The 22008-nt window shown below is 44.9% G+C and carries 19 protein-coding genes and 1 pseudogene; 8 read left to right on the forward strand and 12 right to left on the reverse strand.

The window, feature by feature from the left end:
- Nucleotides 1–2 precede the first annotated feature (2 nt).
- Genes DMO16_RS18065 through DMO16_RS18075 form a run of 3 tightly spaced genes read right to left on the reverse strand, consistent with a single transcriptional unit; the run spans nt 3 to nt 4240 of the window.
- Nucleotides 3–1619, reverse strand: a complete 1617-nt coding sequence (locus DMO16_RS18065; protein ID WP_241840593.1) for an ATP-dependent acyl-CoA ligase — start codon at nt 1617–1619, stop codon at nt 3–5.
- 48 nt (nt 1620–1667) lie between these two features.
- Nucleotides 1668–3029 (reverse strand): GntP family permease, encoded by a 1362-nt coding sequence (locus DMO16_RS18070; RefSeq protein WP_241840594.1) that lies wholly within the window; start codon nt 3027–3029, stop codon nt 1668–1670.
- 17 nt (nt 3030–3046) lie between these two features.
- On the reverse strand, nt 3047–4240 hold the full coding sequence (locus tag DMO16_RS18075) for an iron-containing alcohol dehydrogenase (RefSeq protein WP_129479072.1): 1194 nt from the start codon (nt 4238–4240) through the stop codon (nt 3047–3049).
- Nucleotides 4241–4699: 459 nt separating this feature from the next.
- On the opposite strand from DMO16_RS18075, the gene DMO16_RS24380 reads away from it, so the two are divergent.
- Nucleotides 4700–4864, forward strand: a complete 165-nt coding sequence (locus tag DMO16_RS24380) for a hypothetical protein (protein WP_164988953.1) — start codon at nt 4700–4702, stop codon at nt 4862–4864.
- Between the two features lie 330 nt (nt 4865–5194).
- On the opposite strand, the pseudogene DMO16_RS25450 reads toward DMO16_RS24380, so the two are convergent.
- The 3 genes and pseudogenes from DMO16_RS25450 to DMO16_RS18085 all read right to left on the reverse strand — a co-directional run.
- Nucleotides 5195–5344, reverse strand: a pseudogene (locus DMO16_RS25450) (hypothetical protein); the annotation flags it as partial.
- The gene (locus tag DMO16_RS25455) at nt 5338–5538 is read right to left on the reverse strand and encodes a hypothetical protein (protein WP_425590041.1); all 201 of its coding nucleotides are present in this window, start codon (nt 5536–5538) and stop codon (nt 5338–5340) included. The pseudogene DMO16_RS25450 and the gene DMO16_RS25455, both read right to left, overlap by 7 nt.
- A gap of 420 nt (nt 5539–5958) precedes the next feature.
- Nucleotides 5959–8361, reverse strand: a complete 2403-nt coding sequence (locus DMO16_RS18085) for an ABC transporter permease subunit (protein ID WP_206738123.1) — start codon at nt 8359–8361, stop codon at nt 5959–5961.
- Between the two features lie 284 nt (nt 8362–8645).
- On the opposite strand from DMO16_RS18085, the gene DMO16_RS18090 reads away from it, so the two are divergent.
- On the forward strand, nt 8646–9191 hold the full coding sequence (locus tag DMO16_RS18090) for a hypothetical protein (RefSeq protein WP_129479079.1): 546 nt from the start codon (nt 8646–8648) through the stop codon (nt 9189–9191).
- 254 nt (nt 9192–9445) lie between these two features.
- On the opposite strand, the gene DMO16_RS18095 is transcribed toward DMO16_RS18090, so the two are convergent.
- The 5 genes from DMO16_RS18095 to DMO16_RS18115 form a co-directional block, all read right to left on the reverse strand.
- The gene (locus DMO16_RS18095) at nt 9446–10384 is read right to left on the reverse strand and encodes a LytR family transcriptional regulator (RefSeq protein WP_129479081.1); all 939 of its coding nucleotides are present in this window, start codon (nt 10382–10384) and stop codon (nt 9446–9448) included.
- Between the two features lie 198 nt (nt 10385–10582).
- Nucleotides 10583–11200 carry a cell wall hydrolase gene (locus DMO16_RS18100; protein ID WP_129479084.1) on the reverse strand — a complete coding sequence of 206 codons (618 nt, stop codon included), beginning with the start codon at nt 11198–11200 and terminating at the stop codon, nt 10583–10585.
- Nucleotides 11201–11548: 348 nt separating this feature from the next.
- Entirely contained in the window at nt 11549–12529 is a 981-nt protein-coding gene (locus DMO16_RS18105) for a 2-hydroxyacid dehydrogenase (RefSeq protein ID WP_129479086.1), read from the reverse strand.
- A 15-nt stretch (nt 12530–12544) separates the two neighbouring features.
- Complete coding sequence (locus tag DMO16_RS18110) at nt 12545–13849, reverse strand: MFS transporter (protein WP_241840595.1); 1305 nt, start codon at nt 13847–13849, stop codon at nt 12545–12547.
- 240 nt (nt 13850–14089) lie between these two features.
- Nucleotides 14090–14638: an AAA family ATPase gene (locus tag DMO16_RS18115; RefSeq protein ID WP_129479089.1), complete on the reverse strand. Its 549-nt coding sequence runs from the start codon at nt 14636–14638 to the stop codon at nt 14090–14092.
- A gap of 316 nt (nt 14639–14954) precedes the next feature.
- Here DMO16_RS18115 and DMO16_RS18120 point away from each other — a divergent pair, with 316 nt between their 5' ends.
- Genes DMO16_RS18120 through rbsB form a run of 6 tightly spaced genes read left to right on the forward strand, consistent with a single transcriptional unit; the run spans nt 14955 to nt 20675 of the window.
- Nucleotides 14955–15959, forward strand: coding sequence for a LacI family DNA-binding transcriptional regulator (locus DMO16_RS18120; protein WP_129479091.1), 1005 nt, complete (start codon nt 14955–14957; stop codon nt 15957–15959).
- Between the two features lies 1 nt (nt 15960).
- Nucleotides 15961–16839 carry a ribokinase gene (gene rbsK / locus DMO16_RS18125; RefSeq protein WP_129479093.1) on the forward strand — a complete coding sequence of 293 codons (879 nt, stop codon included), beginning with the start codon at nt 15961–15963 and terminating at the stop codon, nt 16837–16839.
- 40 nt (nt 16840–16879) lie between these two features.
- A complete protein-coding gene (rbsD, locus tag DMO16_RS18130) occupies nt 16880–17272 on the forward strand; it encodes a D-ribose pyranase (protein WP_129479095.1) in 393 nt (130 codons plus the stop codon).
- On the forward strand, nt 17272–18768 hold the full coding sequence (locus DMO16_RS18135; protein WP_129479097.1) for a sugar ABC transporter ATP-binding protein: 1497 nt from the start codon (nt 17272–17274) through the stop codon (nt 18766–18768). Before rbsD ends, DMO16_RS18135 begins: the two co-directional genes overlap by 1 nt.
- A 2-nt stretch (nt 18769–18770) precedes the next feature.
- Nucleotides 18771–19715, forward strand: coding sequence for a ribose ABC transporter permease (rbsC, locus tag DMO16_RS18140; protein ID WP_129479099.1), 945 nt, complete (start codon nt 18771–18773; stop codon nt 19713–19715).
- A gap of 30 nt (nt 19716–19745) precedes the next feature.
- Nucleotides 19746–20675: a ribose ABC transporter substrate-binding protein RbsB gene (gene rbsB / locus DMO16_RS18145; protein ID WP_277873766.1), complete on the forward strand. Its 930-nt coding sequence runs from the start codon at nt 19746–19748 to the stop codon at nt 20673–20675.
- Nucleotides 20676–20805: 130 nt separating this feature from the next.
- Here rbsB and DMO16_RS18150 read toward each other — a convergent pair whose 3' ends face one another.
- Nucleotides 20806–21786, reverse strand: a complete 981-nt coding sequence (locus tag DMO16_RS18150) for a glycosyltransferase (protein ID WP_129479103.1) — start codon at nt 21784–21786, stop codon at nt 20806–20808.
- Between the last annotated feature and the right edge of the window lie 222 nt (nt 21787–22008).

Below are 22008 nucleotides of genomic sequence, written 5' to 3' on the forward strand. Positions count from 1 at the left end.
CCTCACCTTCTATTTACCTTTAGCCTATAATTGGCTTGTTCCCTGTCCCATGCATCCCCAATGCCAAGCGCTTTTAACTTGAATTTCTGAATCCGCTCAGTTGCTGTTTTTGGAAATGAATGGATGAATTCAACGTACCGAGGCACCATAAAGTACGCCATCCGGTCACTGCACCAGTCAATAATTTCTTCAGGAGTAAGAGTTTGCTCCTTATGGAGAATGACATACAGCTTTACATCCTCTTCTCCTATTTCCGACGGAACGCCTACTGCAGCGGTTTCCAATACTTTTGGATGGTCATTCACCGCTTTTTCTATCTCCCATGAGGAGATATTTTCCCCCCGCCTTCTAATGCATTGTTTGGTTCGGTCTGAAAAATAAAGATAGCCTTCTTCATCTTGATAACCGCGGTCTCCAGTATGGAACCAGCCGCCTTTTAAAGCTTCGTCTGTTTTCTCCGGATTTTTGAAATATCCCTTCATCAGCACGTCTTCTTCCAACGTGTGAATTAAAATTTCACCCCGTTCTCTAACCGGTAGCTCATTATCTTGTTCATCTGCAATCTTCACTTTAACCGATGAAAAAGGCTTCCCCATAGAAGGTGGACGGTTGGCCGTCAAGGTGTTGGATATGCAAAAACCGGTAGTTTCCGTTAGTCCATAGCCTTCAATAATTTGGACACCAAACCGCTCTTCAAATACCTTCCAAAACTCTTTTGGAGTAGCAGCACAGGCCGTTCGCCTTGCCGGGTTATTACGGTCATTCGGTTTTTCCGGCTGTTTGCAAAGGATGGGGATCATGGAACCGAGTGAATTAAATATGGTTGCCCGGTGATTACGGATCTCATCCCAAAAACGTGAGGCGCTGAACCTTTTACCAAGAGCGATTGTGGCGTTTTGTGCAATGGCTCCCATGACAGTATGCGCTTGGGCATTAATGTGAAACAGCGGTAAAGATGTAAATAAAATGTCGTCTGAAGTGGCTTGTATCATATGTTCGGCAAAGGCTTGTCCGGATTTCACATAAGAGGCATGGCTTAGCATCACTCCTTTTGGCAAGCCAGTTGTTCCCGAGGTGTAAAGAATGCTTTGAATGGCGTCTGGAGAAACGGATGGATCTATATCAACAGGCTGAGCAGTCTGCAGAAGCTGCTGATAGGAAAAAACGGGGTTGAAGTCGATATGAGGCTCTAATTCCGTTTTTTCGGAATCCGTGTCACTGTCATTAACAATAATGAGTTTCACTTGCCGGTTCAATTCAGAGATGCCTGGAAGAATTTTAGGAAGGAATTCATGATGAAGGATAATAGCCTTGCATTCAGAGTGAGATAAAATGTAGGTTAACCCTTTTCCTATTAAGTGCACGTTTAACGGAACAGATACTGCTCCCAAAAAGGACAAGCCAAACCATACATCCAAATATTCAGGGCAGTTATTTAACATGACACAAACATGGTCTCCGTTTTGAATATCAAGTTCCTTTAGCCCTGAAACAAGACGGCCGATTTTTTCATGCATCTGCTCGTAAGTAAATTTCTCCTTTTCAAATTGCAAGTACACTTTATCGGGGGTTTTCTCGATGTGATACAGTAAAAAACGAGGGAAATTAGATCGTTCCAACTAACTCTCTCCTTTCCTTTGAAGCACTTGAAGTTGATTTAGCCGCTTTTAAAAAATAGAATACAGGATAATCGCCAAGAACATGCCGACTAACGGCAGGGCCACACTTAACACAAAGACCGGTTTATACGTACGTTTATGAGTCTCTCCACATATCGCGCGAATCGTTGTCACGATATACCCGTTATGCGGCAGTGAATCTAATCCTCCCGATGCCAGTGTGGAGATTCGATGCATAGCATTCGGATCCAAACCTTGAGCCATATAAATAGGTGCCAGAATTGGCAAGGCAATCCCCAATCCTCCAGAAGCTGAACCTGTCAAGCCGCAAATCAATGTGACCGCAACTCCCAAGCCCAATAAAGGCGGTCCTGGGATATTCACTAATGAATCGACAACTACTCCAAACGCGGGAACTTTAGCCGCCACGCTTCCGAATCCTACGACGGCACACGTATTGGCAATCGCGACAAGAGCATCTTGGGTACCAGCGGCCAGAGACCCCCAATATTGGGGAACGAATTTCAGGTTGAGCACCCATGTCAATAAAATACCGGTTCCAAGCGAGATGAGGGCTGCACTCGTAGAAGAAGTAAACTGGGCCATAATATTTAAAATACCGATAACCGCAATTAACGGTATAAGAGAGGTGACGATGTTCGGTAATTCCTTTTTTGATGGTGCTTCTGTTTCAATGGCTGTTACTTCTTCAAGCGCTGCTGCTAATTCAGTGGCTTCACCTTTTTTCGGACGAAATAACGGATGGGATTCGGGCAATGAAAAGGTTTCCCCATTGTTTACGGCTTTTCGTACTTCACGCCCTATATAAAGACTGCCTGCGATTAAAATAAAGATTCCAATCAGGATGCCTATTAATCCTCCAGCAGTTGGCTGTGTTTTAAAGAAGGTAGTAGGAATGATGTTTTGTATTTCTGGTGAACCCGGGGAAGTCATTGAAAACGAAATGGATCCGAATACAAGGGCTGCAGGAATGAATCGATGAGGAAGGTTGGCTTTTCTGAATAAAGAAACAGCGATGGGATAAACGGAAAAACCAACAACAAACAAACTAACGCCGCCAAAAGTCATAATAGCACACGCTGCAACAACCGCAAAAACCGCTCGCTTTGGCCCGGCTGTACGGCTGATCCAGTCAGCAATGGAATCAGCAGCTTTCGTGTCCTGCATGACTTTACCAAAAATCGCCCCTAGCAGAAAGATTAAAAACCAGGTGGCAAAATAGCCTGTAAAGCCGTCCATATAATACTTGGTCAAGGCTGTCTCAAGATTGATTCCACCCGTCACTGCAACAACTACTGAGCTAATAATGGCTGCAATAATAATATTGACCCCTCGCATGGTTAAAAAAATTAATAAGGCAAGTGCCAGAAACAGTCCTATCATACTCATTTTGATTTCCTCCGTTTCTACGATTTAATGGTTTGAGAATTGGTAAACTGGTAATCATAGCATAATTTGTACAGTTCCATTAATTCACTATCATCCGGCACCCTCGGATTATTGCCGGGACTACCGCTGGCGATCGCATCTCGGGCCATCTTTTCTAGACTTTTCAAAAATTGCTCCTCCTGAATTCCCCATCCTTTCAAGTTAGGAATACCAAGCTCGAGGCAGAGGGCTTTCATCTCTTCCACCACTTTTTGCGCTGTTTCCCGTTTTGTAAGCCCTTTCATTTCTTTGATAATTAAATCCCCGATGTCTGCTAGCCTCTCATAGCAATCTTCCAGACTATACTCCAAAACAGCAGGAAGAAGCATCGCATTCGAAATGCCATGCGGCACATGAAACAGTGCACCGATCGGCCGGGACATTCCATGAACTAAGCAGACCGAAGAATTGGAAAATGCCATTCCTGCCTGCAGGGCTGCAAGGGACATTTTTTTCTTTGCTTCTATATTTTGAGGCTCATGATAGGCATCTCGTATACTTTCCATAATGTCCCCAATGGCGGTTAACGCTAGAAAATCGGTAAAAGGATGAGCACGCCTTGAAAGATACGCCTCAATCGCGTGAGTAAGGGCATCAATTCCGGTTGCAGCAGTTATATGTTTAGGTGAAGTAATAGAAAGGACCGGATCAACAATCGCTGCTTCCGGCATGAAGGCGGGCTGTTTAATCATCATTTTAATATCATGGACGGTATCGGTTATGATTGTTGCATCAGTTGCTTCAGACCCGGTCCCAGCAGTTGTAGGAATAGCGATTAATGGAACGGCTGACTTCTGTGCAATCTTCCGGCTATTCATATAATCGCTGATGGATCCTCCATTTGTACCAAGAACGGCAACCGCCTTTGCGGTATCAATACAGCTTCCTCCACCCAAGCCAATAATGACGTTGCAGGACTCGGCGTTAAGCCTGTCCAAAGCTTCATAAACAAACGTATCTTTCGGCTCAGAATTAATATCTAAATACGTGGCTGAGGATACTCCTGCTTCTTTTAAATAATGCTGGCATTCTTCAACGTACAGCTGCTTTTCCATCATTCGGTCGCTAATGATAAGTGCGTTGTTTCCGAGTTTAGACGCTACTTCTCCGACTTTCTTAAATGAATCCTCTCCGTAGAGTATGGTTCTTGGCATTTGCAGGACTGAAACCATAATAACTACCTCCTTTTTTGTTTAGAATCCATAAAAATGCCTTTCTTCCATGCGATTTACTTCGACAAGGTTAAGGAGATACCCTCTAAATACAAATTGTTACTTTTTGTTTTCAATTTCCTGAATGTAACAGTGTGTGATTCTACTGTTTCAATATAAGTCACCAGTGCTTCACAATGAAAACCCTTCCAAAGACTAATCAGATCAGTCCTTATTTTTTTCAAAAAATCAAAAGGCTTGCATTGAACAGCGTAAGGGAATACTATTATTCGACACTTAACTTGATGGAGGTTTCTAAATGAGTGTGAAAAGGATTCAATTCTTGACAAAAAGACAAACACTGAACTACTGAGAACGCCCAAAACCAAGAAGAATATGAAGCACGAAGGATGGTGTTCGGAACACCTGTATGGCGGTTATGGTAAGGATGCCTCCTACCCGGCTTTTTTGTGAGATGCAATGCGTGATCGCGGCATTGCCGGGGTGCTGTTTACATCTGATGGGTCTGATATGCTGAAAAACGCTTCTCTGCCCGATGTTCTTGCAACCGTGAACTTTGGCTCTCGATCTGAGGAAGGATTTGAAAAGCTGGAACAATTTCAGTCTAATTCGCCAGCCATATGAATAGAATACTGGATTCACCATTGGGACGGAGAGCATCATATGAGGGGAGGGGAGGATGCAGCTGGAGTGCTGGATGAAATGTTTAAGGCTGGAGGCTCCATCAATTTCTATATGTTCCACGGAGGAAGCGTATCGTCGGCCGATACACCGAAATTCCAGATGTGGATATACCAGAAACATTGCCCTTTGTTTAGCCAGGAAGCGATACAAACAATCGCCAATCGAATCGGATGTAAATATTCCTTTAAAAATCCTTGGATAATGGCAATTCAACATCCCTTTACCTTCCAAAGTATTACCAAGACACACTTCAGGTTCGAATTTATACATTCCCCAATGATAAATGTACTGATTGTTAAGCCAAATCCACTGTGTAATCCCTTTTGGTTCCTTCAGGTTTTTACCGTAATTGGCACATCCCATGTTTTCTACAGTATTTCCAGCATGTTTACAGGTTAAAGAGAATGAAAGAGTCACCATTTGCTTTTCATCTTTCCTATATCCTTATGCTGGTGTTCTCCATTCACATAAATGAACATCCGACCATGGATACCTCTTGTATCCATCTCATATTTCCCCGGAAATTCGACAGTAGTTTTATACAAAATATACCCATAGTTCTGGCAAGCCTGCTCCATAGGCAAAGGATAGACACCGTTCGTAATAGAGCTCATGTCCCGCAGCCAGTCAAAACCAACATTCCATATCGCTCAGCGATACATCACCCTATGCATTTGTGAACAGTTTTAATCTGGGAAGAGAAGGTCCGTAGGAAACACTCCATCTTCCAAGGCCTAAAGAAGGGGAAAATGAAATCGTGTGCTCGAGCTGAAAGAGAGTAGTTTTTGAGTTAGCTTGGGCCGATTTTTGTTCGATAAGATAAGTTTGTCGAATTTAGTCGAAATCAAATAAGGATAAACCATTTGAAAGTAAAAGGGTGGTTTTTGAACATAAATAAGAGTTTTTAAAATAAACTCGCCTTTTTTGAAAATAAAATACCCCTAATTGAAAAAAATTGTGCAGACACATAAATAGCGTCGCCTCCAACCAAAAAAACCGCGCCGGAAGTCAAATCCGGTGCGGTTTTCATCGTTTTACCTGAAATAATATTGATCCTGGAGGCTTAGCCACCAGTGTCCCTTTGATTTTTCGGTGAAAAGGACAAGATATCGTCCTTTGAGATAGGATAATGAATCTTTCGTCTCTTTCATCGGCTTCATTTTCATCGCCTCTTTAATATCCTTGCGGGAGCTGTCGTACTCAACCTGCATGCGGTTGATCACCCGGCTCAACCCGGAGGAAATAATGATTTGGTAGCCGTCTTCCTTGTAATAATAGTCCGTTCGTTTCTCATAATCTTTCACTTTTATCGGCTTTCCATAAACGCTGTTAATGATCGACCGTTCCATTGGTCCGCCAATATAGTACTCTCTGACCCCATTGATCATTCCGTCTTCAAATTGGCTGATCGTGTCACGTTCGAGTTCCACAATGGGAATCTTCCGTTCTGTTTCCTTCGCTTGAACTTTCTGTGCGGAGACTGCTTTTGCTCTTTGTCTGAAGTCATCCGAAAACTTGTGAACGGCAAAGAAACAAAAGCCAACGGCTACAGCCACGATCACGAGGGAAGCAGGATGAAAGTACTTCTTTCTTTGCCACTGTAAATCCTCAATCGTCCTTTTCAACCCCTCAAGCATCAAGTTGACCCCGAAAATGGACACCGCAAAGAACAGAACAGGAATGATAAGAAGATACGGCCGGAGCATCATTTGCCGGTAGTAGGAGCCAATCAGGCCGGACCATTCATTCGACATGGACTTCGGTAAAAGATCACCGCCAAAGACCGTGTACTCTTCAAGAATGGTGCCGCCAAAAAATATTTGCAGCAGCCCGAGGTGGGCAAACAAAATCAGGACGTACATTATTTGCTGAATGTAGATAAACCACAATTTCGGCAGCGTGTGCGGAAGGATATGCCTGGAAAAAACATGAAAGCGGCTGCCTCCGAGAACTTTCGCGCTGGTGACAAACTCACGGTAACTGATCAATTCCATTTCCGAACCGATCATCACAGACACCGCAGGAACGGCAACGAGCGTCAAGATCAGAATGTAAAAGGTGCCTTTTTGCCAAAACGTCAGACCTTCTGAAAGAACGACCGCGTTCAGAATAAAATAACAAAGCAGCGCAACCGGTATATAATGGGTGGAATCGACAAGCCCTTTGAGCCATTCTTTCACCCTTTGATTCATGATAAAGAACAAATAGCCGCCAGCAAAGGATAGGAGAAGCCGGGCCAGGCTGATGAAGAAAGCAAGTCCGATCGTATACTTGGCACCTGATGCGATTTTATAAAGCAGTTCAAAGCCAAACTGGTCGGTGCCAAACCAGAAACGGGAAGAAGGCTCAAATGGCGCGCGCCCAAGGGCGTTGAATCCATCCTTGGCATATATGACTTGAGTTTGTGGAATCTCGTTGCCAAACGCATAGTTATGGATCAGGCTTAACGCAAGGATGGAACCGATGATGCAAAATCCAGCAACAAAAAGAGGCTGTGAAGCGACATATTGCAGCGGGCGTACGATTCGAACGAGCAAACGCTTCAGCACTCGCCACAACGGCTCCAAATTCAAGCTCGATTGAGCTGCGGCAGTTGCTGCCGCCTCGCTTTGCATGGCCCAACGGTTGGTAAACCACGATCCAAGGGCGAAAAACGCATACATCGGAAGGAAGACAAGCAGGGAGGAAACGGTAAAAATAGCCGGAACCCCGTGCTGATAGACAAAATTGGTGATGCCGCGAATGTTGAAGAGGATTTCAATGACGAGCAAATTTGAAAGCATGAACCAAAGAATCATTTTGGACTGGTGAAAAAAGTGAATCAAGGTGTTTGGCATGATGTGATGAATCAGAATATAGAGCCGTGAAAGTCCCTTACTTTTTGCATTTTCGATGTACGGTTCTTCCCACTCCTCTTCCATATGAAACAGCAGAATGCGCAGGGAAAGGATAATCGGCATCACACTTAAACAGAGAATCGGGAGAGTGTATGGCTGTGAATCACCAAAGGCAACTACATCAAAAAGAAGCACATTTGTTTTTTTGTAAATCCAGATGATTAAAAATTGAATCAGCACCGTAATCAAAATATCGGGAAACGACTCAAACACAAACAGAACGGACTTGGCTCCCTGATACAACCGTTTTGGAAGCAGGGAAATCAGAATGCTGAGCAGGATCGCTAGAAATAGAGCAAGAAACAACGCGGAAAACAGCACTGTCATGGAATAGGTATAAGGCTCCCACACATCAGGAAAAAGCGATCGTTGGGCTGCCCCGGCTGGATAAGTAATATCAGCCAAATGGGACAGCTGGCTCAGCAACTCTTTCAATCCATCCGTATACTTGCTGAATTGAAAAGATGTTCCGTTAAAAGCAAACGGAACAGCCCCCATCAGCAAGATACCAAGGATGGATGTAACAAATGTGATAAACATGTGTTTTATCAACATAAAATGGAAAAGGCCTCCGATCAAAAAGATAAATGAAGGCACAGTGAATCAGTACCCCATACCTAGAATATGTTCCATAAATTTACACTAATCTCCTTCTTTTGACGCGTTAATTTTAAAGAAACCATGATTCTATATTAGATTTTGTCGAAAACTTGGGATAAATTACCTTTTGGAATTGCTGCAATTAGCCACTATTTATCTCAATATCTTGTGATACTCTAGTAATGAATGAGTAGATACATATAGAAATATGGGGGGATTTTACATTGTCTAGTGAAAAAGAAGCATTGCTTTTTCGTTTGCAGCAGATGGAGGAAAAAGAACGATTTTTCCTGAAAGAACTTCAAAAGGAAAGAAACGAAATATATGATCGGCTGCGGGAAATTGACAGCCAGCCAAGCCTGTCATCGTTGGCTGCATTTAAAGAACCGGTGAAGGTGAGGGAAGAGGCAGCTGTTGCAGTAGAAACGGGAGTGCTAGAGGATGAAGCACCGACGGCTGTTCCTGGAAAAGAAGAGGTGGTGGAGTCATTACCCTCATCAAGCAGCAGTTCTGCTGCAGCTGCTCCAAGACCAAAGGTTTCAAACGTCCAAGCCGTAAGAGATGTTCTGAAAGACAGCAGCAAGAGCCTGACCATTTCAGAAATCAGACGTGAACTGGACAGGCAATATGGCTTATCACCAGCCAACCTGACAACCATCCTTTACAAGCTGAAAAAAGAAACGGATGCGATCACTAGCCCGGGCAGAGGCGTTTATTTTTATCAAGAGCCTGTGAACGCAGAAGGGGAAGAGCTTCAAGAGGAAGAATAAGAGAGACGATGAAACCCCATGCAGACTATTATGCTGCATGGGATTTTCTTATCTTTTTATGAAAACGATGTGTTTGGTGAGTAAAGGTTCAAAACGGTGAGTAAAATCTGAATTTCCGTGAGAAAAGTCTTTAATATGGTGAGTAAGCAAAACATTTCCGTGAGTGAACACAGGAAAACGGTGAGTAAACGCTAAACCCTCGCCAGCACCCAAAAAAAGACCACCCCGGAGGGCAGCCTTCTTCATCTACTCTATTAAGAAATCTCCAATTGTTCCTTCAGCATCGTCTGGATGCGTGTGCGTTCTTCATCCGGTACGATAAGATAATAGATGCCGTTGATCATTTGGCTGTTTCCTTTGATCTCTACGTTATCCACGTTGTTGCGGGCACCTTTGTATTTGGACTGAATGTCTTTCATTTCATCAAAGGTCAAGTTGGTTTTGACGTTGGAACCGATCACGTCCAGAATGTCCCCCATTTTTGTTACGGAAGAAACCTGGGCTCCTTCGTTAATGATCGCTGAGATCACTTGGCGCTGGCGGGCGTTACGGCCAAAGTCGCCTTGAGGATCTTCTTTTCTCATACGGGTGTAAGCCAATGCTTCTTTACCACTCAGCTTCAACTCGCCTTTCGGGAAGTTATAACCGTCGTATTTAAACGCCAGGCGTTCGTTGTCTACCGTTACTCCGCCAAGCGCATCCACCAATCCCTGGAAGCTTTCCATGTTTACTTTTACATAATAATCAACCGGAACGTCCAGGAAATTTTCCACCGTTTTGATGGCCATTTTTTCTCCGCCAAACGCGTATGCATGGTTGATCTTGTCTTCTTTGCCTTTTCCAACAATCTCGGTGCGCGTATCACGCGGGATACTGGTCATGACCATTTTGTTTGTTTTTGGATTAACGGTAACCAAGATCAACGTGTCCGAACGGCCTCGGTCGCCTTGCCGCTCGTCGACCCCAAGAATCAGGATGGATAGGGGATCACCTTTGTCAGGTGTCAGCGCACCTTTACGCTTGTCCGATCCATTCCATTCAGAACCTTCATGCATTTTGTTGGCTGTGCTTTTAACGGAACCATAGACATAGTAAATTCCGCCTGCAGCAATAAGCACGATTACCCCTATAACGATTAACGCAATCTTTAAACCAGAGCGCTTTTTCTTGCGCTTTGCTGAACGACTATCCATTTCATCAACCTCTTCTTTATTAGTAACGGCTAAAATTCATAGCATGTTTTATATCGGATTAATTTCAATATCTTTTATAATATAACAGAAAATTACAAGTTTGCTAGGGATTATTGAAAGATTATTACAGCAAATTTTTAATTGCACGCCAAAAAAGCCAATCCTCATCAATAGAATCGGCTTTAGCTTATAAAAAAATTATTTAGCAAAAATATGATTGCCAATGCGTGTAACACTTTGTCGTTTGAAAATCCACTGGTTGGTTGCCGTGTTTGGATTGTAATAGAAAACGGAACCGTATGTAGGATCCCAGCCTTTTAAAGCATCAACAACTGCACGATATGAATCGGGGCCGGGAGATAGATTGTATTGGCCGTCATGAACGGCAGTAAACGCGTTTGTCTGGTTGACAACACGGTAGGCATCCTTTGGAAAACGGCGGTCTTCCAGGCGGTTCAGGATCACGGCAGCAACTGCGACTTTACCAATATAGGATTCTCCGCGTGCCTCACCGTTAACCACCCTTGCCATAATGTCCAAATCGTTTAATTTTCTCAGTGTTTTAGGACCCGCTACTCCATCAGGAACAAGTCCGGCTGCCTGTTGAAAGTTCGCAACAGAATTTTTGGTAAGAGGACCAAAGTATCCAGTCACCGGGCCATGAAAATAGCCGGCGTTTTTCATCGTATGCTGCAGAGCGGTGACTTCCCGGCCGGTACTCCCTTTTCCCAGCATTTGAGCGTACGACAAGCTTGGTGTGGCTACTAGTGTGAACCCCATGACGACTAAAACTGCAATTCTTTTTACAATCTTCATCAATCTACATCACCTCTCGCTATTTTTTTACGCTACCGTTTTACAGTAGCAGACAAATTTATACTATAAAATCCAACTTTAGGTTTATTTTGGAATGAGCAAGAAGTAACTTTTTTTCCTTAGATAAAGGGACCTGGGCACTATTTACCATGTACGATTAAATGGTCCATCCTATTGTTTTTAGTATCATTGGCGGAGGAAGCGATCTTCCCGTAATGTCCGAACCCCCTCCAGGGAACAGCCTTCAGGAGCTGTATACGCTTCACGAAGAACTGAAGGTGAAAAAGAAGAAAAATACAGGTCGCCGAGCAATACGAAGCCAGGCCGCTAAAATGACCTGGCTGTTGTTTATTTCAATACTCCTTTTAGTTCACCTACTACAGAGGCCGGTTCTTTGCCGGTTACGGCTGCAACCAAATTCTCCGCGGCAAGCATGGCCATATCAAATCTCGTTTGGCAGGTGGCCGATCCGATATGGGGAAGGGTCACCACATTTGGCAATTCGAGCAGCGGGTTATCCGGCGAAACTGGCTCCTGGTCGAAGACGTCGAGGCCGGCAGCAAGGATTTTCCCATTTTGAAGAGCTTCTGTCAGTGCCCCTTCGTCGACTGTTTGTCCACGGGACGTATTAATAAAAATGGCTGACTTTTTCATTTGGGCAAACTGCTCCCTGCCCATCAGATGCTTTGTTTCTTCGGTAAACGGAACCATCAGCAGCACAAAGTCCGACTTCTGTAAAAGTTCTTCCTGTGACACATAGGATGCATCCAGTTCTTTTTCTGTCTCCATCTTTCTGTGGCGGTTGTGATACAGAATATCCATGTTGAAGCCGAATTTGGCACGGCGGCCGATCGCCTCGCCAATCCTTCCCATGCCGATGATACCCAGCGTTTTTCCGTGGACGTCCACACCAAACAGCGGTTCATCACTTTTCTTTTCCCATTTTCCGTCCTTCACGAGCTTGTCGAGCTCAGGTACACGGCGGGCCGCAGACAGCATGAGCGCGAGGGCTAGGTCAGCCACGGTCTCGTTCAACACGTCCGGTGTGTTGGTCCCGATGATGTTCCTTCGTTTCATGGCATCCGTATCAAAATTGTTGTAGCCGACCGAGATGTTGCTCACGACTTTTAAGTTGGGCGCATGATCAAGCAGTTCATCATCGATCTTTTCCCCGGTAATCAAAAGACCTTCTGCTTGTCCCAGCTTCTGCAGCAGCTCGCTGCGGGGAATCGGCTCCGAGCCTTCCCATTTATCGTAGGAGCAGTGTTGAGCAATATAGTTTTCGACTTCTTCTGGTACAGGTTTTGCCAGGTAAACATAAGGTTTCAAGGATGTTCCTCCTTTTTAGTTTTCAATCGGTTTGTTCACGATGAACCAGTAGCACAAGGCCGCACAGCCAGCAATAACGCCTCCGGAAATAAAAGCCAGAGAGTAGGAGCCGGTAGAGTCGACGATCAGGCCGGCGATGACAGGAGAAAATGCGCCGCCAAAATACCCGCCAAAGTTTTGAATGGACCCGACAGATGCGACCATAGACGGCGGGGCAATGTCCCCGGCCAGCGCCCATGCACTTCCAGTCATCGCTGAAATAAAGCAAAGAGCAAGGGTAAGCAGAGCAATCGTCATGGCAAGGCTCTCGACAAACGGAACAGCGCATACGACGATAGCAGCACAAATGGCACTTACACTAATCGCAATGCGTTTTGCCTTGATCGGTGTCGCCATTTCTTTGTCCACCATCTTTTTGGTCAGGTAGCCTCCGAAAATGTTGCCGAAGATTCCACCTACCCAAGGAATCCCTGCATAAATTCCCAATTCTTTAAGTGTAACACCATGAACGTTCGTCAGGAACAGGGGAAGGAAGACAAGGAAGATGTTCCAGATCCAGATGGTGCAGAAAAAGCCGAGAATCATCCCCCATACACTCCGGTATTTGAACAGCTCTCTCCATTTAATTTTGGAGGTTTGGATGCTTTGCTCAGAACCTGCCCCATCCGACTGGATATAGTCCAATTCCTGTTTGGTCAGCTTGCGGCTTTGGTCCGGATTTTTGTAAAAGACGTAGAATCCGATGGCGAATATGATGCCAAGAACGCCAGTGATGTAAAAAAGGGCTCTCCAGCCAAACGTAACCATGATAAATACGAGCAAAGGCGGTGCAATAGCAGGGCCCCACTTGGAGGAGGAGTCCCATATGCCTGTTGCCAGCCCGCGTTCCTTTTTCGGAAACCAATAAGACGTGATCTTTGCCATCGTCGGAAAGCACGGTGCTTCACCGACACCGAGCAGCACGCGGGCGAAAATGAACGTGCCCATCTTGGATACTGCGCCTGTCAGCATGGTCGCTCCGCTCCACCAAATCAAGGCCAGGGTATACACTTTTTTCGTGCCAAACCGGTCGATCAGCCAGCCCGCCGGAAGCTGCATGAGGGCATAGCTCCATGAAAAAACAGTGCCTAATAAACCGATATCCGTGGCAGTCAGCCCCAGATCCTTCATCATTTGCGGGGCAGCGATCGAAAGGTTCGCACGGTCAAGATAATTGATAATACCCCCGATCAACAGCCAGATAACGACCGTCCACCGAAACTTCTTTGCCAAATTGGCCGTTTTTACCTGCTTGGTTTGCAGATTTGCTTCCATAGCCATACCTATCCCTCCTAAATTTATTAAAACGCCTTAATTGGCAGCGCTTTCAAAATGATAAAAATGAGACAATCTTCTGTTTGGACAGGGAGGCAAAATCTTCATTAGTTTTATATTATAAAACTAAGTTTTGATAATATAACAAAAAAATAAACAGATAATTCTGTCGATAATTTTATTATGGTCATAAAAGTTTGTCAATCGTTCTGGAAATAATGGGTATAAAGTCCTGGGGAGAAGAGATTATGGATAGAGTCTTTTATATTCCTTTCTGATTTCTTCGTACAGTTCTTCAACAGGCTGTGAACTATCAAGCTTAAGAACGGGGCTTTTTGATATTCTCATGAGATACGTATGCTGAGCAAATGTGCCTGCACTGCTCTTACTTTTTGCCGTGTAATAGGTTTTGCACCACTCTAAAAAGTCGTTTGTGTACTCTCTGTTTTCATCAAACCACCAAGATTTATTTCGATTTTCCCGTTGGCGTTCTCTATCTCTTAACCGTGTTAATCGGATGGTTTCATCAAGTGAAAGAAAAACCAGGAGCTCCCGGCTGCAAAAGCCCTGGGGATACCATGAATCGATAGAACCGGAGACCGCATAACTGCTGAAAGACTCCATGTCTTTTTGATACATGTCCAACCGCTTTTCAATCGGATGATTTTCAGTAAAAGTATCATCTTTCCACAAATATTGATCGGTATCGATCCATTTAATCTTTTCTTTTTCACTAATGTATTGGGCCAACGTGCTTTTTCCGGCTCCAGACCCACCGATGATTTGTATTTTCACTGTCATCACCCCCTATTTAATTAATTTTACGAGATAGAAACTGTTCACTCAATAAGGGATTATTTTTTATGAAAATGACGTCATATGCAACTATTCTTTGTCGAACCGCAAGTAATATTTACCTTCTCACAAGTATTCGGGTCTTTAGCGCAAGTAATGTACATCCACTAGCCTGGACTGCCAAAAATTTCTCTTTGACATTTATAAAAAGAGAAATTATACTGTGTGTAACCGGTTACACATCAGAACCGCTTATTTATTTCAACAACATGTAACCGGTTACACATAGCGATTTGGATTTTATGGGGTGTTCAGTATGGCAACCATCAGAGATGTCGCCAAACAAGCGGGGGTTTCCGTGGCGACGGTATCCAGGGTGCTCAACAGCAATGGATACGTAAATAATGAAACAAAGAAAAAGGTAGACGAAGCGATCAGGCAATTGAATTACAAGCCAAATGCGGTTGCCCGAAGCCTTTATAAAAAAACATCAAAAACAATCGGATTGATCGTACCGGACATTGTGAACCCGTTTTTCCCCGAACTGGCAAGAGCGGTGGAGGATACGGCTCACAAGAAGGGCTATAATGTGTTCTTTTGCAACACTGATGAGAATGTGGAGAAGGAAGAGCATTATCTGGAGATTCTTCTCCAAAAGTATGTGGATGGCGTGATTGTTGCCTCCAATACGCTCACAGCTGAAAAAGTGAAAGAGCTGAACATACCTGTCGTAAGTATTGACCGTAAGATTACCGCGGAAATTCCAACAGTGGTCGTAAAAAATAAGGAAGGTGCGCAAAAGGCAACAAGTTATCTAAAAGAAATTGGCTGCGAGCGCATTGCCCATCTCAGGGGCCCCCACCATATTGACAACGCGAACGAGCGGGTGGACGGCTACCTTGAAGGAGTGGGAAGCGCGCCCTGGTTCCAATCCAGCTATATAGCGGACGGAAACTATGTGATGAAGACCGCGATTCAGTCTACGCTGGAGCTTTTGGAGCGTCATCCAGAGATTGATGGAATTTTTGCGGCAAACGATGTGATGGCGATAGGAGCAATAAAGGCAGCTCATCGGATTGGAAAAAAGGTGCCTGAGGAGCTGGCCATCATCGGGTTTGACGGAATTTCCATGGCCGAGGCGACGACACCAGAGCTTACCACCATTGCGCAGCCGATCTACGATATGGGGACAGCGGTTACCGATCTGCTCGTAAAGCTCATTGAAAAGAAGCCTGTCGAGCGCACGTTCCTCGAATTGGAGGTTGAGCTAATCGAGCGGGAATCCACCAGAAAACAGAACAACAACAAAGGAGGACGATAACATGGCGCCAAAGATCACAGTAGTAGGCAGTATTAACATGGACCTGGTGACCCTTTCGGAAAAAGTGCCCAAGATGGGAGAAACCCTCCTTGGACAGGAATTCAGGACGATACCTGGAGGAAAGGGAGCCAACCAAGCAGTGGCAGCGGCAAAACTCGGAGCTGATGTCCGGATGGTAGGTTGTGTCGGTGATGATGTATTTGGCACAGAGCTGCTGGAGCATCTGAAAAAACAGGGCGTCGATGTCAGCCATGTAGATAAGGTTTCCGGATCAACAGGAACGGCTACCATCCTTGTTTCAGAAGGTGATAACAGCATCATTGTGGTTCCTGCAGCCAACCATAGTGTGACTCCTCTGTTGGTGGAAAAGAAGCGGGATGCCATCGCCGGCAGTGATTTTCTGTTGGTACAGCTTGAAATTCCGCTGGAAAGTGTCCAAAAGGCGGTGAGCATCGCAAAGGAAAACGGAGTAAAGGTCATCCTGAATCCCGCCCCTATACAGGAGTTGTCTGAAGAACTCCTACAGCAAACGGACTATATCACCCCTAATGAACATGAGCTGGAACGGCTGCTTCAAGATCGTGACCAAGCCTCCATTCAGGACAAAATCATTGTCACCAAGGGATCGGAAGGCCTTACGTTTTATCAAAACAATGAGGAAGTCAACATTCCTTCCTACTCTGTTGAGGTAAAGGACACGACTGGAGCTGGTGATTCATTTAACGGCGGACTGGCTGTTGGATTGAGCCAGGGCCTGTCGCTGCAAGAAGCCTGCAGATATGGAAATGCGGTCGCGGCCCTCTCGACCACCAAGCTCGGTGCCCAGACCGGCATGCCAACTAAGGAAGAAGTCGAGCAGTTTATCGCTGTTAACGGATAAATTTTTATAGAAATTACAGCACGAAAAAGAGGTGAGGCAATTGAAAAAACACGGGATGCTGAACAGTGAGATAGCAGCTGTGCTGGCACGGCTCGGGCATACAGATACCATCGTGATCGCAGACTGCGGACTGCCGATCCCTGACGGCGTAAAACGGATCGACATCTCCCTGACCATGGGCACACCAGGCTTTCTGGAAACCTTGAGGGCTGTCGTGGAGGACATGGAGACAGAAGAAATCACGTTTGCTGAGGAGCTGCAGGAAAACAGCGCCTACCTCCAGCAAGTCCTGGGCACAGTGCCTGAGGCAAAACAGCAGATGGTGCCGCACGAAACGTTCAAAAGGTTAACGAAAAACGCGAAAGCCGTCATCCGTACAGGTGAAACCACACCTTACGCCAACATTATTTTACATGCGGGGGTGATTTTCTGATGAATGAAACACCACTTGTTCAGTTAAGCGGAATCTATAAATCTTTTTCTGATGTACACGTGTTAAAAGATGTGAATTTTGAAGTGAGGCCCGGAGAGGTTCACGCCCTAATGGGAGAAAACGGCGCCGGCAAATCAACATTAATGAAAATTATGGCCGGCATCTACCAGCGGGACAAGGGAACAGCCATGATGAAAGGAAAAGAGGTTCATTTTTCCTCGCCTAAGGAAGCGGAAGAAATGGGAATCGGCGTTGTCCATCAGGAGCTGAACATTATTCCTTATCTGACCGTCACCGAAAATCTGTTTCTTGGAAAAGAACTAACCTACGGTAAAAGCGGAATTTTAAGGACAGGTGCCATGCGAAAACAAGCAAGGAAAGCATTGGAGGCATTAGGAGTTAAGATCGATCCCGATGCGGTCGCCGGCGAGCTGTCTGTCGGGCAGCAGCAGATGATCGAAATTGCGAAAGTGCTTGAAACGAACTTGGACTGCATCATCATGGACGAGCCGACCGCCGCACTGACCGATCGTGAAATCGAAGCCCTTTTTGAAGTCATTGAAAAACTGAGAAACCAGGGCGTAGGCATTGTGTATATTTCCCACCGGATGGAGGAAATCTTTCGTATTTGTGACCGAATCTCTGTACTGCGGGATGGAAATTTTATCGGTACAAAAACGGTCAGTGAAACGGACTTCGACGAAATTGTCTCCATGATGGTCGGCCGCGAGCTCGGTGACCGGTTCCCGGAACGACAGGTCAAGATTGGACCGGAACGGCTCAGAGTGGAAAACCTGTCGCGGAATGAATACTTCGAGGACATTCATTTTGATGTAAAGCAGGGAGAAGTCCTTGGAGTCGCCGGATTGATGGGTGCTGGCCGTACCGAGATCATGGAAGCCATTTTCGGATACAAGAAAAAGGACAGCGGCACCGTTTATCTGGACGGTCAGCGCTTGAACATCTCAAAACCCGCGGATGCGATTGCCGCAGGATTGGCTTTTGTCACAGAGGACCGCAAAGACAAAGGACTGGTGATCGGGATGACTGTCCGAGAAAACTTTACTCTCACCAATTTGAAAGCGGTCTCAAAAAACGGAATTCTTTCTGCGCGCTCGGAACAGGAAGAAACCGACCAGCTGATTAAGAAACTCCACGTGAAAACGTCAGGGCGGGAACAAACCGTCAAGTCGTTGAGCGGAGGAAATCAGCAAAAGATTGTCATCGGTAAATGGGTGAACAATCAGCCGAAGGTATTGATCCTTGATGAGCCGACGCGCGGGGTCGATGTTGGCGCCAAGAAAGAAATCTACCAGATCATGAATGAACTGACCGAGCAGGGGGTGTCGATCATTATGGTATCTTCCGAGCTACCCGAAATCCTTGGCATGAGTGACCGGATTCTCGTCATTCATGAAGGGAAGATCGCCAAAATCTTGCACCGTGAGGAAGCCGATCAGGAGAAAATCATGCACGCTGCTACAGGAGGGATGTAAGAATGTCTGCATCAACAAGAAAGATCAGCATTTTTCAGAAACTGGGTCCGCTTATCGGACTGGCTATTATCTTAATTGTTCTATCCATATTAAGTCCGCAGTTTTTCACATTGGCCAATATTTTAAATGTGCTGCGGCAGGTGTCCATTAATGCATTGATCGCATTTGGACTCACCTTTGTCATCCTGACGGGAGGCATTGACCTGTCCGTCGGCTCGATGCTCGCACTGTCCGGAGCCATAACGGCAGGATTGATGGCCGGCGGCACCGATCCGATACTCGCCATGCTTGTCGGATTGGCAGCGGGCGCCGTCATGGGTGCTATCAATGGTTTGATCATCACGAAAGGGAAGGTCGCACCGTTCATCGCAACCCTTGCTACCATGACCGTATTCCGCGGGTTGACCCTCGTATACACCGATGGAAAACCGATCACAGGCTTGTCCGATGATATGAGCTTTGTGTTGATGGGCCGGGGCTATTTCGCCGGTATCCCGATTCCGGTCATCTGGATGCTCGTATCCTTCGCTGTTCTTTGGTTCCTTTTGAAAAAGACTACCTTTGGACGAAGAACATACGCCATCGGAGGCAACGAGGAGGCTTCACTGCTCTCCGGGATAAAAGTCGACCGCATCAAAGTGATGATCTACTCGCTGACGGGTTTGCTTTCTGCCTTTGCAGGAATCATCCTTACATCCCGATTGAATTCCGCACAGCCAACAGCGGGTACTGCGTACGAACTCGATGCGATCGCAGCAGTTGTACTTGGCGGAACAAGCTTGTCAGGAGGCAGAGGATGGATTTTCGGAACGCTGATCGGTGCTCTTATCATCGGTGTACTGAACAACGGACTGAATCTATTAAACGTTTCATCCTTCTATCAGCAGGTCGTAAAGGGCGGGGTCATCCTTCTCGCCGTATTGCTAGACCGCAAGAAGGCCGCTTAATTTTAGTCAAAATATAGGGAGGAATACATGATGAAAACCATGGTTAAAAGTTTTGTTCTATTGCTGGTTGGAGCGCTGCTCTTGACCGCTTGCTCCACAAAAGCGCCAGGAACAGAGAGCGACAGCAAGAAAAAAGGCAAAGGGGATCTGAAAATCGGTCTTTCCATTTCCACACTCAACAACCCGTTCTTTGTTACGCTAAAAGAAGGTGCTCAAAAAGAAGCGAAAAAAGCAGGCGTGCAGCTTAAGTCAGTGGATGCACAGGACGATTCTGCAAAACAGGCCAATGACATCGAGGACTTAATCCAGCAAGGTGTGGACGTACTTCTTGTGAACCCAACAGATTCCGCTGCCATTTCCTCAGCGATTGAATCAGCCAACAGCGCCGGCATTCCGGTCATCACCGTCGACCGTAGTGCAGAAGGCGGAAAAGTAGTCTCCCATATCGCTTCCGATAACGTGAAAGGCGGTAAAATGGCAGGCGAATACATTGCCAAGCAACTGAAAGGCAAAGGAAATGTCGTCGAGCTTGAGGGGATTTCCGGATCTTCAGCCGCCCGTGAGCGTGGAGAAGGATTCCATAAAGCCGTTGATAATGAAAAAGGAATAAAAGTTGTAGCGAAGCAAACCGCAAGCTTTGACCGTGCCAAAGGCTTAAATGTTATGGAAAACATCCTTCAAGGCAACAAAAACGTCGATGGAGTATTCGCGCACAACGATGAAATGGCGCTTGGCGCCCTACAAGCGTTGGAAGCAGCAGGCTTGAAAGATGTAATTGTCGTCGGCTTTGACGCCACCGATGACGCACAAAAAGCGATCAAAGAAGGAAAAATGGCTGCAACCGTTGCCCAAAAGCCGGACATGATCGGTTCAGAAGCCGTACAAACAGCGGTAAAAGTAAGCAAGAAAGAAAAAGTAGACAAGTTTATTCCGGTTGATCTGGACTTGATTACGAAATAACAAAAAACGGTGCCAGGCACTCCAATTACACAAGTGTGTAATGGAGGTGCCTGGCACCACTACTTTTATCCCCAAACTTTTTCTCGCCATTTCCGGGGGAATTCCCCGAATTTTGGAGGACTAAATTTACTTATTTATTTAATCTAGTGGCTAAAAATTCTTCAATTTCGTTTACTATGTTCCTAGCTCTAACATCATTTGTATGACAAGTATGGATAAATTGGTAGCCATTATCGGTGATCCTCCGCCTTTCTTCTTCATGTTCCAAATAATAAATAGCTTTTTCGTAGAAGTTTGTCCGATTACAAGCTACAAAATTAACCCCATCTTCAAATCCTAAGTTCAGGATGTCCTGATTTGGCTCGGCCAGGAGCAATGTCCTACATGCAGGTGCTTCAAAATATTTAAGTACTGGATATTTGTAAACTGAGCCACATGTAAAGAAAATCTTCGATCGATTTAATTCATTTGCATATTTTTCATTAAGAAAAGCGTTACTTGGGGCCATATGTCCAGGATGTGGATGATGGACAAAACCTTTAACATCACGCATCCTATTCAGTACTTCTTCTCTGAAAGGATATTGCCCCTTACGTGTATTTGTGTTATTAGGAGTTTTATGCATTTGGTCATATAGTTGTCCAACAAGTAAGTAATCAATCTCTTTGTCCAACTTCCAGTCGTTGAACATACTGGGGTTTATCGAAAAAGGAAACCACCTGAATTTTCCTTTATATTCAGGATGAGTCTTCAAAAAGTGTTCTTTTGTAACGGAGAAAATTAAGTCTATTTTATTATCTTTAAAGTACTGTTTTCTTTTCGCTGGATTATTATGGGAATCTATTACAATACATCCCTTTGGAATGTTAGTTTGACCAAGGCCAGTAATGTTCGGGGAAAGTCCATAGTGATTTGCAATATCATAATGGAGAATAAAATCAGGCATAAAGTTTAGTTTTTTTATAATGTCAAAAATGTTTCCATTACTGTGCCAAAATCGTATATCCGCATAATTTTCTATGGCAGTAATCATATCGAATTTCGGCTTATGTTTAGGTAGATTTTTCCAGAATTCTTTTACCAAAATCAATATTTTCAACTTTTCTGTCACCAGTAACCCACCTACCTTTTGAACTGTTATTAATCCACTTCCTCAATTAATATATGAAATAAATTTATAAAGTGATTGAGGCATTTACCGTTAATTCTAATTTAATTTTTGAATCAGCTAATAGAAAATATCCCCCGTTTTAAGGACAACCACATACCTTTTTGCATACTATAAAATGTAATGAAAAAATCTTTTAAATAAGGAGTTTGTTGATGAAAATTA

Origin of the sequence: Fictibacillus sp. S7 (assembly GCF_004127935.1) — a bacterium.
Lineage (GTDB): Bacteria > Bacillota > Bacilli > Bacillales > Fictibacillaceae > Fictibacillus_C > Fictibacillus_C enclensis.

What these genes read in the sequence shown, in the direction of transcription:
- DMO16_RS18070 (WP_241840594.1), bottom strand. Translation starts at nt 3,029, where the DNA reads ATGAGTATGATAGGACTGTTTCTGGCACTTGCCTTATTAATTTTTTTA.
- DMO16_RS18075 (WP_129479072.1), bottom strand. Translation starts at nt 4,240, where the DNA reads ATGGTTTCAGTCCTGCAAATGCCAAGAACCATACTCTACGGAGAGGAT.
- DMO16_RS24380 (WP_164988953.1), top strand. Translation starts at nt 4,700, where the DNA reads ATGCGTGATCGCGGCATTGCCGGGGTGCTGTTTACATCTGATGGGTCT.
- DMO16_RS25455 (WP_425590041.1), bottom strand. Translation starts at nt 5,538, where the DNA reads ATGAGCTCTATTACGAACGGTGTCTATCCTTTGCCTATGGAGCAGGCT.
- DMO16_RS18085 (WP_206738123.1), bottom strand. Translation starts at nt 8,361, where the DNA reads ATGTTTATCACATTTGTTACATCCATCCTTGGTATCTTGCTGATGGGG.
- DMO16_RS18095 (WP_129479081.1), bottom strand. Translation starts at nt 10,384, where the DNA reads ATGGATAGTCGTTCAGCAAAGCGCAAGAAAAAGCGCTCTGGTTTAAAG.
- DMO16_RS18100 (WP_129479084.1), bottom strand. Translation starts at nt 11,200, where the DNA reads ATGAAGATTGTAAAAAGAATTGCAGTTTTAGTCGTCATGGGGTTCACA.
- DMO16_RS18110 (WP_241840595.1), bottom strand. Translation starts at nt 13,849, where the DNA reads ATGGCTATGGAAGCAAATCTGCAAACCAAGCAGGTAAAAACGGCCAAT.
- DMO16_RS18120 (WP_129479091.1), top strand. Translation starts at nt 14,955, where the DNA reads ATGGCAACCATCAGAGATGTCGCCAAACAAGCGGGGGTTTCCGTGGCG.
- rbsK (WP_129479093.1), top strand. Translation starts at nt 15,961, where the DNA reads ATGGCGCCAAAGATCACAGTAGTAGGCAGTATTAACATGGACCTGGTG.
- DMO16_RS18135 (WP_129479097.1), top strand. Translation starts at nt 17,272, where the DNA reads ATGAATGAAACACCACTTGTTCAGTTAAGCGGAATCTATAAATCTTTT.
- rbsC (WP_129479099.1), top strand. Translation starts at nt 18,771, where the DNA reads ATGTCTGCATCAACAAGAAAGATCAGCATTTTTCAGAAACTGGGTCCG.
- rbsB (WP_277873766.1), top strand. Translation starts at nt 19,746, where the DNA reads ATGAAAACCATGGTTAAAAGTTTTGTTCTATTGCTGGTTGGAGCGCTG.